At 37.8% G+C, this 15,691-nt stretch carries 12 protein-coding genes and 1 pseudogene; 7 read left to right on the forward strand and 6 right to left on the reverse strand.

Annotation, left to right across the window (positions count from 1 at the left end; genetic code table 11):
• The first annotated feature begins 153 nt into the window (after positions 1–153).
• Positions 154–2,619: an ATP-dependent DNA helicase RecG gene (recG, locus tag FJR09_RS11425; RefSeq protein ID WP_015083051.1), complete on the forward strand. Its 2,466-nt coding sequence runs from the start codon at positions 154–156 to the stop codon at positions 2,617–2,619.
• On the opposite strand, the gene pabB is transcribed toward recG, so the two are convergent.
• Together pabB and FJR09_RS11435 are read right to left on the reverse strand one after the other, a co-directional pair.
• Positions 2,593–4,869, reverse strand: a complete 2,277-nt coding sequence (gene pabB, locus FJR09_RS11430) for an aminodeoxychorismate synthase (protein WP_168653534.1) — start codon at positions 4,867–4,869, stop codon at positions 2,593–2,595. The genes recG and pabB overlap by 27 nt on opposite strands.
• 757 nt (positions 4,870–5,626) lie before the next feature.
• Positions 5,627–6,112, reverse strand: coding sequence for an allophycocyanin subunit alpha-B (locus FJR09_RS11435; protein ID WP_015083049.1), 486 nt, complete (start codon positions 6,110–6,112; stop codon positions 5,627–5,629).
• Positions 6,113–6,270: 158 nt separating this feature from the next.
• On the opposite strand from FJR09_RS11435, the gene rlmD reads away from it, so the two are divergent.
• Both rlmD and FJR09_RS11445 read left to right on the forward strand, forming a co-directional pair.
• Entirely contained in the window at positions 6,271–7,653 is a 1,383-nt protein-coding gene (gene rlmD, locus FJR09_RS11440; RefSeq protein WP_015083048.1) for a 23S rRNA (uracil(1939)-C(5))-methyltransferase RlmD, read from the forward strand.
• Between the two features lie 413 nt (positions 7,654–8,066).
• Complete coding sequence (locus tag FJR09_RS11445) at positions 8,067–8,516, forward strand: anti-sigma regulatory factor (RefSeq protein WP_015083047.1); 450 nt, start codon at positions 8,067–8,069, stop codon at positions 8,514–8,516.
• Positions 8,517–8,638: 122 nt separating this feature from the next.
• Here FJR09_RS11445 and FJR09_RS11450 read toward each other — a convergent pair whose 3' ends face one another.
• Positions 8,639–8,917, reverse strand: a complete 279-nt coding sequence (locus FJR09_RS11450) for a DUF6439 family protein (RefSeq protein ID WP_015083046.1) — start codon at positions 8,915–8,917, stop codon at positions 8,639–8,641.
• Between the two features lie 66 nt (positions 8,918–8,983).
• Between FJR09_RS11450 and FJR09_RS11455 the strand changes: the two genes are divergently transcribed.
• Positions 8,984–9,328, forward strand: coding sequence for a hypothetical protein (locus FJR09_RS11455; protein WP_015083045.1), 345 nt, complete (start codon positions 8,984–8,986; stop codon positions 9,326–9,328).
• An 84-nt stretch (positions 9,329–9,412) separates the two neighbouring features.
• Complete coding sequence (gene asnS / locus FJR09_RS11460; protein ID WP_168653533.1) at positions 9,413–10,804, forward strand: asparagine--tRNA ligase; 1,392 nt, start codon at positions 9,413–9,415, stop codon at positions 10,802–10,804.
• Positions 10,805–10,853: 49 nt separating this feature from the next.
• Here asnS and FJR09_RS11465 read toward each other — a convergent pair.
• The 3 genes and pseudogenes from FJR09_RS11465 to FJR09_RS11475 form a co-directional block, all read right to left on the reverse strand.
• Positions 10,854–11,150 (reverse strand): annotated as a pseudogene (locus FJR09_RS11465) (DUF4351 domain-containing protein); the annotation flags it as partial.
• Positions 11,151–11,168: 18 nt separating this feature from the next.
• Positions 11,169–13,844 carry a P-loop ATPase, Sll1717 family gene (locus FJR09_RS11470; RefSeq protein WP_015083042.1) on the reverse strand — a complete coding sequence of 892 codons (2,676 nt, stop codon included), beginning with the start codon at positions 13,842–13,844 and terminating at the stop codon, positions 11,169–11,171.
• Between the two features lie 12 nt (positions 13,845–13,856).
• On the reverse strand, positions 13,857–14,288 hold the full coding sequence (locus FJR09_RS11475) for a hypothetical protein (protein WP_168653532.1): 432 nt from the start codon (positions 14,286–14,288) through the stop codon (positions 13,857–13,859).
• A 229-nt stretch (positions 14,289–14,517) separates the two neighbouring features.
• Here FJR09_RS11475 and FJR09_RS11480 point away from each other — a divergent pair, with 229 nt between their 5' ends.
• Together FJR09_RS11480 and FJR09_RS11485 are read left to right on the forward strand one after the other, a co-directional pair.
• Complete coding sequence (locus FJR09_RS11480) at positions 14,518–14,964, forward strand: hypothetical protein (RefSeq protein ID WP_168653531.1); 447 nt, start codon at positions 14,518–14,520, stop codon at positions 14,962–14,964.
• A gap of 19 nt (positions 14,965–14,983) precedes the next feature.
• Positions 14,984–15,457, forward strand: a complete 474-nt coding sequence (locus FJR09_RS11485; RefSeq protein WP_254433099.1) for a hypothetical protein — start codon at positions 14,984–14,986, stop codon at positions 15,455–15,457.
• The last annotated feature ends 234 nt before the right edge of the window (positions 15,458–15,691 follow it).

Consider the following 15,691-nt stretch of genomic DNA (forward strand, 5'->3'; position numbering starts at 1 on the left):
ATAATTTATCTTCCAAATGCTTCGCCCCTACTGACAACTAACAACTGTACGGGCGAAGCATTTGGAGAACTATTTTTGGCAATGACCGATAATTTATCTTCCAAATGCTTCGCCCCTACTGACAACTAACAACTGAAAACTGACAATTAACCAATGACTAATGAAATGCTCGATTGGATAAGATTACATAAAGCTTTAGCATTTGAGGCAGAAAAAGGCTTTATAGATTTAGTAGGTAAGCAATATCGCTTTAGTGAATTTCTTTGTTTGACTTTTGGTAATTTCCCAACTGCTTTACCACCAAAGGAAAGACTCCGCTGGCATGAAGTAGGAATGCAATTTGCCAATTATCCAAATTTAACATTACCAGAAAGACAACATTTAGTAGCAGAAGTTAGAAGATATCTAAATCAACTTCAACAAGAGCTAGAAACAGGAGAACCTCAAATAAATTACGAATCTAAAAATCAACATCCCACAACTCCAATTGTTGCCGAAGTTAGTAAAAGACTAGCACCAACACTGGATAAACAACTGAGAGATTTACCAGAAATTGGCATCAGAAAATCCGAGAATTTAGGGCGATTAAATTTATATACAGTCCGTGATTTACTATTTTATTATCCTCGTGATCATATTGATTATGCCCGTCAAGTAAATATTAGTGAGTTAGAAGGAGGAGAAACAGTAACTATCATAGCGACGGTAAAACGGTTTAATTTTTTCACCAGTCCTAAAAATAAGAAATTATCAATTTTAGAATTAATCCTCAAAGATAATACTGGACAAATTAAAGTTACCCGTTTTTATGCAGGTGCGCGTTTTAGTAGTCGTGGTTGGCAAGAAAGTTTAAAACGCCTATATCCTGTAGGTAGTATGTTAGCAGCTTGTGGATTAGTAAAAGGTGGTAAATATGGTTTAACTTTGGATAACCCAGAATTGGAAGTTTTGGCAAATCCAGGAGATACCATTGATTCTCTCACTATTGGGCGAGTTGTTCCCATTTACGCCCTGACTGAAGGAGTAATGGCTAATACAGTCAGACAGGCAATGATGATCGCTTTAACAGCAGCAGTGAATTTAAAAGATCCTTTACCTAAAGGTTTACGGGAAAAATATGCTTTGATGGAATTGAAAGATGCAATTCCTAATATTCATTTTCCTAAAGATAGTGACTCCTTAAAAATCGCTCGTCGTCGGTTAGTATTTGATGAATTTTTCTACTTGCAACTGGGCTTATTGCAACGGCAAAAAAAAGCGCGAGAAATTCAAACTAGTGCCATACTTGCACCCACAGGTAAATTATTAGAAGAATTTAACGAAATTCTCCCTTTTCAACTGACCGGCGCACAACAACGAGTTGTTAATGAAATTCTCACCGATTTACAAAAACCTGTAGCCATGAATCGCTTAGTTCAGGGTGATGTTGGTTCAGGGAAAACTGTGGTTGCTGTTATTGCTATTTTGGCAGCAATTCAATCAGGTTATCAAGCGGCGTTAATGGCTCCCACGGAAGTATTAGCAGAACAGCATTATCGTAAGTTAGTTAGTTGGTTTAACTTACTACATTTGCCTGTTGAATTATTAACAGGTTCGACAAAAATAGCCAAAAGGAGAGAAATTCATTCTCAGTTAGAAACAGGTGAGCTACCTTTATTAGTCGGGACTCATGCCTTAATTCAAGATAAAGTTAATTTTCAACGTTTGGGCTTAGTAGTAATAGATGAACAGCATCGTTTTGGGGTACAACAACGGGCAAAGTTACAGCAAAAAGGCGAACAACCTCATGTTTTAACCATGACAGCTACGCCCATTCCTCGGACTTTGGCATTAACTGTACATGGGGATTTAGATGTTAGTCAAATTGATGAATTACCACCGGGAAGACAACAAATTAAAACCACAATGTTAAGTGGTCAACAACGTCCCCAGGCTTACGATTTAATCCGTCGAGAAGTTGCCCAAGGTAGACAAGTTTATATAGTTTTGCCTTTGGTAGAAGAATCGGAAAAATTAGATTTACGTTCGGCTGTAGATGAACATCAAAAGTTACAAGAAAGTGTTTTTCCTGATTTTCAAATTGGGTTATTGCATGGACGCATGACTTCAGCCGAAAAAGAAGCAGCAATTCACAAATTCCGCGATAATGAAACTCAAATTATCGTTTCTACCACTGTGATTGAGGTGGGAGTGGATGTTCCTAATGCCACTGTGATGCTGATTGAACACGCGGAAAGATTTGGTTTATCACAATTGCACCAATTACGGGGGCGTGTAGGACGGGGTGCAGCGCAATCTTATTGTTTATTAATGAGTAGTTCTAGAAGTCCTGATGCTCAACAACGCTTGAAGGTGTTGGAACAGTCCCAAGATGGTTTTTTTATCTCGGAAATGGATATGCGGTTTCGCGGTCCTGGAGAAGTGATGGGAACTCGCCAATCAGGTGTAGCGGATTTTACTTTAGCTAGTTTGGTGGAAGATGAGGACATTTTGCTGTTAGCACGACAAGCAGCGGAAAAGGTGATTGAGATGGATGCAAGTTTAGCGCGTTGGCCATTAATGCAGGATGAGTTGAAGTATAGGTATGAGCGGTTAATGGGTGGCGCGATTTTGACGTAAAATCTTAGTTATCAATGTTGGCACTCCCCCCCAATTATTGAGGGGAATACAAATAGCAGGTGGTAGATCCGTAAACGCACATATCCCTGTTGTAAATTGTTCGCACTTAGGGCTTGCCACAATGCTTTGATAATTGCTTCCATTTATTGTGATCATCATTGCCTGAATCAATGCCTTAGCTTTCAGCATTATTTCTTGAAACTCCATTTGGGGATCAGAAAGTGCCACAATACCACCGCCAACACCAATGGAAGTTTGTTCTGGGGTCAGGACAGCGGTACGAATGACAATATTTAAATCGGCTGAACCATTTAATCCTAAAAAGCCAATAGACCCAGAGTAAACTCCCCGCGCTTCTTGCTCTAATTTATCAATAATTTCCAGGGTTCTAATCTTAGGTGCGCCCGTCATAGAACCCCCAGGAAAGGCGTTACGAATGCAGTCTACAGCACTCATATTAGCGCGTAATTGACCACGAATTGTTGTCACCAATTGATGTACTGTAGCGTAGGTTTCCACAGCCATTAATTTGGGAACATGAACAGTACCCACAGCACAAACCCGTCCCAGATCATTTCTCAGTAAATCCACAATCATCAGATTCTCCGCTCGATCTTTTTCGCTATTTTGCAAGCGATCGCGTAGAATAAAATCTTCTGCGGGTGTTTTTCCTCGTGGTAGAGTTCCCTTGATGGGTTTTGTTTCCACCCAACCTTGGCGATCAATTTGCAGAAATCGCTCTGGAGATGAACAGGCAATTCCCACATCACCAAAGCGCAAAAATGCCGCATAAGGAGCAGGATTGATCTGACGTAATGAACGATAGAATTCCAGAGGATCTGCTGTTGTGTCTGTGTGAATCTGGTTTGTTAAACAAACTTGATAAGTTTCTCCTTCATGAATTTCTTGCAAACATTTTTCAATATCATCAAGATAAGTCTTTTCAGACCTGCTCAATCTAAAAATAACAGGTGTTTTTTTGTTTTGAGGAACAATAGGCGACAGAGGAGGAAGATTGTCAATTTGGTTTTTGATCGCTTCAAACCAATCTTCTGCGGAGGCTGTTTTTCCTTTATGAATTAGACAAAGCAGATAGATAGTTTGCTCTTGGTGATCAATTGCAATCATTCTATCTGCTAACATAAACATGGCATCAGGTAAGGCAGATGTGTGATTGAATTTCCCTCCAGATTCTGCCTTTAATTCATAGCCAAAATAACCCACAAACCCACAATTGAAATCAAAAGGTAAATGCTCGGATGGGCAATGTCGCCGTTCAATTTCCCGCTGGAGATAATCAAAAATCCCCTCTGTTTTGAAACTGACAGTATCGGACTGTGTAATTGTCAGTTCTTGCCCTTGCGTCCGATAATGGATTAGGAGACTGTTTTCACCACTGTTATCTCCCATGAAAGAAAAGCGAGAAAGACCAGGTTCAACCCGACTGCTATCTAACCAAAATGCACTGGCTGATTTACTAAACAAATGTACAAACATCTGTTCTGTATCGGGACACAGTTCGGCTTCGCTCACTGTAAACAAATTCAATTTGCGGGTACAAAGTTCAAATTCCTGTTGCTGTTTTTTGTGAGGAGAATTTGTGGGTAAGTTCCCATTCCCGTTATTTTCTGTCCAATAGTGTTTTTTCAGGCTTTTGCCTTGCTCTTGGGCAAATTTTCGAGTAATTTCTTGAAAATTCTCAAACAAAGTATGTCCATACTCAGTACAGATGGACTCTGGATGAAACTGCACACCCCACATTGGTAAAGAGCGATGGCGCATTCCCATAATCAGGTTGTCCTCTGTCCACGCTATTTTTTCTAAACAGTCCGGTAGGTCATCTGCAACCAGCAAAGAATGGTAGCGCACCACAGAAAAAGGAGAAGGTATTCCCGCAAACAAATCAGTAGCAGTATGATAAACCTCACTGAGCCGACCATGCCGAACTTCAGGTGCGTGAATAACTTTTCCTCCATAGCCAAATCCTAGTCCCTGATGTCCCAAGCAAACGCCTAGAAGTGGTACTTGGGCATTTTCAATCATTTGACGACAAATACCAAAATCTTTTGATTTTTCTGGACGACCAGGACCTGGTGAAATTACGATGTTATCAAATTCCCATTGTTTCAGTTCATCCCATATAACTTGATCATTATAAATTACAGTGGGATACTCTCCATTAACTTCTGCAATCAATTGGTAAAGGTTAAAAGTATAAGAGTCGTAGTTATCAATAATCAGGGTTTTCATGTTTAAATCTTCCTAATTAACTCGTCGAAAGGGCTAAAGTCCAACTACATATAAAAGTTTGATAGGTTGCCAGCAATTTTTATCCATAAACTCTATCTTTTAAGATTTCAACATAATTTTGCAGCATTGATTGAATATCTTTGTAACTAAAATATGTCTCCGAAAAGTGCTGTATAATGGTTTGCCAATTAAGTAGGTTGGCGTTAAAAATTGTCGTTATGGCAAGGCCAGAGGCAAGAGTGAAGAAGTTTTGAGAGATTTTACTTTTCTTCACACATTTTGGTTATTTTACGGCCACCTATTTAGTTAAAAAAGATACTAGATAAAGTTTGAAATAGTTGATAGAATATAGTATCAGTTTTCACAATATTTATATTCTTTTCGATTCATTGAAGCTACGCTAGGTGTAGCTAATCTTAATAATATCAAGCTTATTAGTATTGTGGATATTCTTTGTTTTTACCGACTAAAAACCCAACTTCGATTTCAGTTGTTCCTATTAAGTGACGTAAATCACATATATATATGATTTAGATCCTCCCATAGAAATCGCCATGTTGGTATAATTAATAGTATGAACTCTAGCCGAGTCATTAATAGGGAACACACTAACTGCCGACAGTCTGCAACCAGTCTGTCGTTTTTTTTGCTATTAGTAACGTAAAAACTGATGATAATCATAACATATCCCCACAACTGGTTAATAACTTGATAGATATTACCATAGCCACTACCAATTGTGGGGAATTAAAGACCTTTAAGACATCGCTTGAATGATGTAATCAAAGTAAGGTGCGGTTTCCCCAGCGTCTTCTGCATTCAATAAATCCAAAGACGCTTGTTTGAGGGAAGTGATAGCTTCTACCATTCCAGGAACAGGAACACCTAGAGAGTTGTACATTTCCCGCACACCAACCAAACCAATTTTTTCAATGGGTTCTTTGTCACCAGCAAGTACACCGTAGGTAATTAGGCGTAAATACCAGCCAAAGTCCCGAATACACAAAGCCCGTTGTTTTTCGCCGTAAGCATTACCACCAGGGGAGATAAAGTCAGGGCGTTTTTGCCAAAGTTTTTTGGTAGCTTCTTGAACGATCTTTTTCTCGTTTTCTGAAAGGGTAGCAGCGATTCTTGTCCGCTTTACACCTGTTTCCAAAAATGCTTTGATGTTTTTGAGTTCGCCACTGCTGGGGTAACGCAGTTCGTCGTCAGCTTGGAGAATAACTTGGCTAATTACAGTCATGATTATCTAAATGACCTGAAATATTTATATCTGCTAGTTTACCGACTTAGAGGGACATTCGTGAAGTGTATGGGAAGATAGGGATAAATGAATTTACAATTCTACATTGGCAACTCCCTTCCCTGTGAAAAAGTTCCCTCTTCCCTTATAACTGACTAATGACTAATACAATGTGGCGACAAGATGAAATTATCGAACTGGAAATTACTGATTTAAGCGACACGGGTGATGGTGTGGGACGCTTTGAACAGCGGGTGGTTTTTGTTCCTGATACAGTACCAGGAGATATCCTACTTGTCAAATTATTCAATGTTAAGCCAAAATATGCTCATGGACAGGTGCAGGAATTATTGCAAGCTTCGCCTCAACGGGTGCGTCCAAGTTGTATTGTCGCTGATAAATGTGGTGGTTGTCAATGGCAACATATTAAATATGATTACCAGTTATCAGCCAAACGAAATCAAGTAACCCAAGCTTTAGAAAGAATTGGCGGTTTTGTAAATCCACCAATAGATCCAGTTTTAGTGGCTGCTGCATCCTTTGGTTATCGCAACAAAGTTACTTATCCTATTGGTATGTCCGCTACAGGTCATGTCCAAGCTGGATATTATCAAAAAGGTAGCCATAAATTAATTAACTTGAATCAATGCCCTGTGCAAGACCAGCAGTTAAATCCTTTATTAGCTGAAATAAAATTAGATATTCAAAAGCAGGGTTGGCCAATTTATGACGAAACCCGACACAAAGGCTTAATTCGCCATTTGGGTTTACGCATTGGCCGCCGCACAGGAGAAATGCTGCTAACTTTGGTCGTCAAAGATTGGAATTTGCCAGGAATCGAAACCCAGGCACAGCAATGGTTACAGCGTTATCCTCAATTGGTCTGCGTGTCACTCAACCGCAATAGCGATCGCACAAATGCTATATTTGGATCAGAAACCCGTTGTCTAGCTGGAATTCCTTACCTGCGAGAAAAATTCGCCGGACTGGATTTTCAAATCGGACCAGATACCTTTTTCCAAGTGTACACAGAAACAGCCGAAGCACTTTTAGAGGTGATTCAGTCAGAACTAAATTTACAAGGTCATGAAGTCCTAGTAGATGCCTATTGTGGTATAGGAACTTTAACTTTGCCCCTGGCCAAACAAGCACGGCACGTCACCGGGTTAGAATTGCAATCAACAGCAGTAGAACAGGCAATTGTTAATGCCCAACAGAATGGAATTAATAATGTGACTTTCCAAGTCGGCCCAGTGGAAAAAATTCTCCAGAATTTGGAAATTGTACCAGATGTGGTCTTACTTGATCCGCCCCGGAAAGGATGTGAAGCTAACGTTATCAAAACATTAAGAAACCTGAAACCATCTCGCATTGTTTACGTCAGTTGTAAAGTAGCTACTCTTGCCCGTGACCTAAAATTGCTTTGTGAAGATGGGCTATATAAACTCACAAGGGTGCAACCTGCGGACTTTTTTCCGCAAACGGCTCATGTAGAAGCAGCCGCTTTTCTGGTGTTATCGGACAATGATCAGGATAGTTAATTCTTCACAAAAATAAAAATCAGAAATTTGTAGTCTAGTGGATACTCATAATGCTAGAATGAAATTACATAAAAATAGAAACTCATTTTGTTTTAAAGAAATCGAAGCTGCATAGACTCTTAATAAAGGTGAATAAAATTGTGTTAATTACAAAATGAGCAGTTAACGAGAATATCTTTCTCCTCTTGTTCAAAAATAGCAGTTTTTACTCATCTGCTAAATGAACAGATTAACTTAAGCAAATTGTAAATAAGCAATATGAATTCTCCCACTGAATTGCTATGCTCTAGCATTTTTATAAATTTAGTTTTACAGAGGCAAGTTTGAAGGCAGCATGACTACCTAATTTTGATCAGAATGCCCAAAAAAGCAAACTGATGTCTAGCTAAATATAAAGCTACGGGGTTTCTCTTGTGATTACCATTTCTCTTCGTCCAGTTGGGCGTTATTGGGGGACAATTAGTTTTGCCTCCACCCTTTATCTTTGTCCAATCCTAGATTTACTCTTGACTGATATTCCGGCAAAATTACAATCTGAACTGCGACTAGGACTCCAAGAAGCCCTAGTAAATGCCGCTAAACATGGGAATAATCTTGATCCCGGCAAATTCGTCGTCGTTCGGTTCTCATTAATAGATAATCAGTATTGGTGGATTATCTCAGATCAGGGTAGCGGCTTCACTCCCTCCCTCGAAGGTGATAGTGATCCTGATGACTATTTACCACCAGACGAAGCGGAAAGTGGACGGGGTATGTCTTTACTGCATCAGATTTTTGATCAAGTAGAATGGAATCGCAAAGGTACAGAACTCACGCTTTGTAAGCAATTAGAAAGCCGTCGTTTATTATCTTTGCGACGGTGAGAGGTGACTCGAAAAAGTTCTTTTTTTTACTTTGCGCGTCTGCGGTTTTAAAGTAATTTATCTAACCACAGAGGCACAGAGGACACAGAGAAAAAATTTTTTTACTCGGCTACAGGTGAGAGTTATTCCTTTATAGTCTCACGATTGTGTCCGTGAGTTGGGCAGGGAGGGGCGGAAATTGATTTATCTAGCCAGCCTACAGCCTGTTGTAGCCTTGCCTGTGCCTCTTGGGGTTCATTTTTGACCAAAAATACCATTGCGGCGGCTGCCTGTTCACTAGCGCGGGAATTGCGGTTAGACTTGAGACGATGCCAATCATCAGGAGAGATACTCAGCCTTTCCATGAGTGCCTGTGCTAGTTCTAGAGTGCTAATTTCATTTAGTTGGCTAGTTTGTGACATAAGACTAAGTGTTGAGTTAAGAGTAAAAGTTATGATTTAATCATCATAGCCAATGACTAATCACCAATGACTAATTTAGACGAAAATCCCCAGCCAGATTTTGCACAGGAATTAGAGGAGGTAGAAACTTCACTGCGATTCTTGAAAGATAGATATACCCAAGTGCAAAATGATCAACAACAACAGGCACAATGGCAACAGGAATTAAAAAATTTAAAGCAAAATAGAAAGCAGACTCCAGAAATTAAGAACGAACTAAGCCGCCTGCAAAAACAGTTAGAAACCTTAGAAATCAACTTAGAAAGCCAGTTGTTTTCTTGGACTAGTCTGAAAAGACCTTTTTGGCAAGCTGTCCGTTTTGGAGGTTTAGGGGTTATTATAGGTTGGTTATTAAAATCTTGGGTGGGGTGATTTAAAATATCCCCGACTTCTAAGATCCCCGACTTCTTGAAGAAGTCGGGGATCTGATCCTTTAAAAAATACAAATTGTAGAAAATGCTAAATCCTCGGATTACGGAAATATTAAGAAGTGGTAAACCCGAAGAAACTTTGGTAGTCCAAGGTTGGGTAAGAACAAAACGCGAATTGAAAGGATTTGCGTTTCTGGAAGTTAATGATGGTTCATCTTTGGGGAATTTGCAAGTTGTCATTAATCAAAACTTACCAGACTATCAAGGAATATTAAAACAAATCAATACAGGTGCTTCTATAGAAGTATCAGGAGTGCTGGTAGCTTCTCAAGGAAAAGGACAAAGAATAGAATTAAAAGCAGATACAGTAAAAGTATACGGAGACGCTGATCCTGATACCTATCCTCTGCAAAAGAAACGTCATTCCTTTGAGTTTCTGCGAACAATTGCCCATTTGCGTCCTCGAACAAACTCCTTTGGTGCAGTATTTCGGGTGAGAAATGCTTGCGCGACTGCAATTCACCAATTTTTTCAACAACGGGGTTTTTTATGGGTGCATACTCCCATTATTACCGCTAGTGATTGTGAAGGTGCAGGTGAATTATTTAGTGTTACCAATTTCAATTTAAAGAATGTTCCCAAAACTGAAAATCAGGAAATTGATTATAGCCAAGACTTCTTTAGTAAACCTGCATATTTAACAGTAAGTGGCCAATTAGAAGCCGAAATCATGGCTATGGCTTTTACTAATGTCTATACTTTTGGTCCTACATTCCGGGCGGAAAATTCTAATACTTCGCGTCACTTAGCCGAATTTTGGATGGTTGAACCAGAAATGGCTTTTTGTGATTTAGAAGGTGATATGGATTTGGCTGAGGAGTTTCTCAAACACATTTTTAAATATGTAATGGAAACCTGTCCTGAAGACATGGAATTTTTCAATGAACGAATTGATAATACTGTTTTAGAAACTGCAAATAACATTATTAACAATCAATTTGAACGATTGACTTATACAGAAGCAGTCAAACTTTTAGAAAAAGCCGATGTTAAATTTGATTATCCTGTGAGTTGGGGTGCAGATTTACAATCAGAACATGAACGCTATTTAGCCGAACAACTGTTTAAAAAGCCAGTAATTGTGACAGATTATCCCGCACAAATCAAAGCTTTTTATATGCGGTTGAGTGACGATGAAAAAACCGTCCGCGCTATGGATATTCTCGCACCGAAAATAGGGGAAATTATTGGTGGTTCACAACGGGAAGAACGGTTAGATGTGTTAGAAAAACGGGTATTAGCACAAGGTATGAACCCGGAAGATTTGTGGTGGTATTTAGATTTGCGTCGTTATGGTACTGTTCCCCATGCTGGTTTTGGTTTGGGGTTTGAAAGATTGGTGCAATTTATGACGGGTATGGGGAATATTCGGGATGTGATTCCGTTCCCTCGCACACCAGAAAACGCGGAGTTTTAAGGACTTTAGAGACGTTATTTACAACGTCTCTTTTAAAAATCTTATCTTTCTAATTACTAACTTTTTGATTTAACCAAGTTACCAAATCAGCAACTTCATAAAAATCAAATAACGCTTCTCCCAAATCTTCTAAATCGTCAGCAGATAAATTTCTAATTTTGGTCATTAATGGATCATTAACATCTCCAAAACGTTTTTTTATTTGACGATTAATCATTTTCAGTGCTTCTTTTTGCACGATATCTTGATAAATGACAGACTCTTTCATAATATCCTCCCGGAGAAATTGACGAACTAAATCTTTTTCAAACCGTAAACCTGCGAGAACTTCCACACAACCAGCGATATAAAGTCAAAAATATTTTCATACAGCACCTTTACGAATCATCTCAAATCCATATACATAGATATCCGCAAATTTATAGCGTTGATCTTTCTCGCGCAATTGAATAATACCGATTTCAGTTAAAAAAGAAGCAAATTCTTCAAAGTCTGCTATATCATGTGCTGATTCTTGCCATATGCTATGTAATTCTTCTTTAGGTAAAAGAGCTGGTTTCTGCTTGAGAGAGTCAAAAAATTTAGTCAAATGACGATATTCTTCTTTGATTTCATCACAACGTTTTTCTGATGCTTTTTTCAATCCCATTTCTAAAGATTTACTGCGTAATAAACGATCTGTTGGTGTTTGAATTGATGATTTTCCTTGATAGCTTAATTCTTGTTCTTTTGCACCTGTTAATAATATACTTAAACTACGAGGAAAAGTAGTACCACTAGAATCAGTTAATCTTTCATAAACCCATCTGGATAAATATTTAGCTTTGTCTCCTCTTCTGCGACGACTTCCCCAAAGCAATTCTAAAGCTTTATCAATTGCATCTTCAGTAGTTTGATCAATTGCATCTTCAGCAATAGGAGAAAATCTATTTACCAAATCCTTAAAATCTGGAGATTGTATTGATTGACGCAAAGCTAATCTTAAAAAGTCAACCCTAGTCCATTGTAAAATAATATCGCGTCCAGTAAAATGACTTTTATTGTCAAAAATTAAACGATTCCATATATCTTCTCTCAAGAAAATCTTAAATCTAATTTCTGTTAGGCGATTTGCATCACAAGATTGAACTAATTGAAATAATCCCGATAATGCTGATTGTCTTACTTCTCCTGCTTCAGGAAAATCTTCATCTAAATCATCATAAAGAAACCAGATTTTCTGAGATTTATTTTTGGCTTCTTCATGAATGATAATGTTAATGGTATCATTGACTATTTCACTTAGTATAGAGTTAGTAGATAATTCTAACAAAACTTGATTGTACTCAAATTGCCATTTTCCTTTAGGTAAATTATTGATAATATTTTTCAGTTCACTAAATTTTTCACCTTTCCTATTTTTAGGAAAATTACATAAATTTTCCTGATGACATCTAAGGAGTAAATAAGCTCTCCAGAAAGCCTCCCATGTGCCACCCTGCTGCTGTAAATTTTCATGAATAAATTGGAATTGTCCACGAGTCGGACGACTTTCCTGATATCTACCATGTGCAGACAAAAATACAGTATTATCTAATCTACCACGAGCTAGTTTTTGAGCATCACTTTTATATTTGAGAAAAAGCCAATATAGAGCAGTTTTACCTGTTCCTTTTCTACCTCTAATTAAACAAGTTGCATGATCTAAAAATTTCTCAAAATCATTGGTACGCTGGAATAGGAGGGTGAAATCCTGTTTTTGATCTGTATCCGCAGCATTTACTTCAGGAAATTGCAAGCTTTTGATAATTTTCCAGCGTGTTTCTGAATTAGTTAAAATATTTGTTCTGTCAATTTCATCAGTTTCTTCATCAATTAAATTGACAATTTTATTATAGTAATCTAGTAAGGCTCTTACAGGGTAATTATCAGCTAAAGCAATGGGTTGAAGATAGGGAATTACTAAAGGTTCTGGTATTTCTAATTGATCATTATCATCTATTTCAGATTCTTCCTCTGTGGCTATTTTTATTTGATCTACAAAAGATTTATAAATTTCGTTTACCTTATCAAGTTTGCTAACATCAGGAACAGGAGAAAAAACAAAATTAATTGATAGATTTTTTAGGGTGTTTAGTGAGCGCAATAGTAATTCTATTCCTTGTTTATTTTGTTCATTAGGAAAAAGAAAAATAATTGCTTCATCAGCAGCTTGAATTAATGATAAAGCTCCCCATTGATTAATTCCCGTTCTCGAATCAACTAATATAACATCAGGTTTTAATTGTTCGTCAATTTCCCGCTTGAACACAGACCAAAGATTTTGATTCCCATCAATAACAGTATTAGCATGAAGATCATCAACCTTAGAAATATAATCAAGACTAAGACAACCAGCAGGAACAACAAATAATCTTCCTTTAGCGTTTTGTATTTTCACTTCACCAAATATTTCAGTAATGGAAATACTCGCTTTTATTCCTTCTGGTAAATAGGAACGTTCATAAAAATAGTCAACAATTCCATATTTTGGTTGTGGTTGTAGGTTAAATGCCGTACTTAGACCAGGTGCTTCTAAATCTAAATCTACAGCCACAACTTTACGTCCCCGCATTGCTAAAATCCAAGCAACATGAGTTAATGCTGTAGTGCGTCCTACTCCTCCTTTAAAGGAATAAAATGTCACTGTTCTGGGTAGACTAAGTTCGCGCTGAGGTGTTGTTGGTTGATTTTGTGGGTTTGCAGCTTGGATAGCTAAATCTTGCCAAGTATGTATTGATGCTGGATCAAAAATCTGTGGTGGTGAAAGATTAAGTGATTCAGCTTCTTGAAGTGTATATAGGGAGAGAAAACCAGGAGATAAATGAGGAACTTGTGATTTAAGTAAGTTAGAAATTTGTTCTTTACGTTGAGGAATAGATAAACCTATAAAGCGATCGCTTACAATAGTCAAATTCAATAAACCAGATGTAGAAATATTTACATCAACCCATTCCTGTGACTTCTGTACATACTGGTTTGTAATTTTCTGTTTTAGTAAAACCTGCCAATTTTCCTGCATTTGATCACCTCTTTAAAGTGTAGCGATTTGCTCCTGTAACCAAAGAATAAGATTCTGATATGCTTGGAACCAAAGTTCATAACTTTCATCATCAGGCTCAAGTCCAGAATAGCGCAGATCTATGAAATGTTGGCTCATTGGGTTCTCAACTGTGTTAAGCCATTCCATAACATCTGGAAACCTTTCAATTCTAGATCGAAGTCGATTATGTCGTCTCAACGCCGCATCGTATTTGTGTCCCGGATTTTTGATTGTATGTCCAGGATTATTAGAACTTGTTTTCCATTCTCGACTCGCGCCATTTGGTAAAGTAGCAAAAATCATTGCTTTTAGTAAACATTCGATGGTTACACCGCCAAAGTGCATAGCTCCAACTTTCCTAACAGGGTTTAGTGTTTCAGTATCAGTATGGCGCTCCATAAAAGCTGCCTGGTAATCTTCCATACTTATTAAACTTAAAGTTCAAGCTTGATTCAGTATATTATTAAATTGGGATTTTTGAGCTAAAAATTAAGCATTAACAACAAAAAACAGCCAACCTTTTCCAGAAACAGCGATTATTCAAACTCGAAAAACCCGAACAAAACCTGAGTTTTAGGATCAGTAAATTGGTGAAAAATCTCTGAAATGACATGATAATATTCATTTTGTCCGAATATAGTAATATTAGTTAATGGTAAAATTCTACTATCGCGGCATGGTAGACGAAAATGGTAAGCCCAAAATCGGTCGAAGTGCCAGACTATTAGGAGTTAGACTGGGTATTGATATAAATATCAAGCAAATGCCCGTAAATAGTCTAGATGAGCAAGGCTATTTATTACCAGAGTCAGAGCATGAGTTTCAAGGTGAGCTTGTTGATGTTGCTATTAGAAATACAGGGGGAATGTCCGTTTCCCTGTCCATTGAAGCTTTACCAGCACCTCGTAAACCTGCTAAATTTGGTGGATATGGAAAAGATCCCCTATGGCAAATTGATGACAGTAACATCACTGGAGATTTACAAGCTGTTCAGGATAACCCAACCCACGTTAGCATTTCGCCAAGAGTTACAATGTCACTAGAAAGGTACGAATTAGCCTTGGCAAACACCCAAGATGATTGGGAAAGAATTGATTAGAACTAAATAGGAGGAAGGTATGGCGTGGATATTTAGTTTATCAGCAGAGTGCGGCTCTGATGAAAGCAGTGCTAAGGAATTTGCTCAACATTTTGACCAAATAATAATGGGAAACCTATGGATACTTTCAAATGGTAGCCAATTCCAAATTCGTACAGATACTTTTCAGGATATAGAAAAAAACTGGTGGTGTCGGGTTTGCCCAAATAATCTTAGTGAACTAGGAATAGACAATCCTGAAAGTGCTTATTTAATGACGGATTTAGGTCTCAAACTCTATTCAACTCTAGAATTTGCTCCTTCGTTTCGTTATGCTTTAGTTGGTTTAGAAGTTGATGAATTTAGAACCCATAGTGAACTAATAGAAGATTTACCTAATTTATCTATTCCAGGATTAGTTTTATCTACAGCACTTGCACAGGAAGTAGAAACATTACCAGGTTTCCAACCGTTTTTTAATTCTGGTTATGTTTGGCAACCCTACAAGGGGTAAATTTATAATCCATTAATGGTATCTCCAGAATTAAAAAATAAGCTTGATAAACTTTTAGCTGTAAGTTGAATTGAAACTCAATATTCTCTTGTGTGCCTCTGCGTGCAAAAAAAGCCACATCCTTGCGGAACATTGAAATCTTTTTCTTTCACTCTTTCAGCAGTTACAGTACCGTTTATAAAAAATAATTATCGTTACTAAAAACATACATACTATGTTAATATATAAATTGTT

It is taken from the genome of Dolichospermum sp. UHCC 0406 (genome assembly GCF_009712025.1).
Taxonomy (GTDB): Bacteria; Cyanobacteriota; Cyanobacteriia; order Cyanobacteriales; family Nostocaceae; genus Dolichospermum; species Dolichospermum lemmermannii.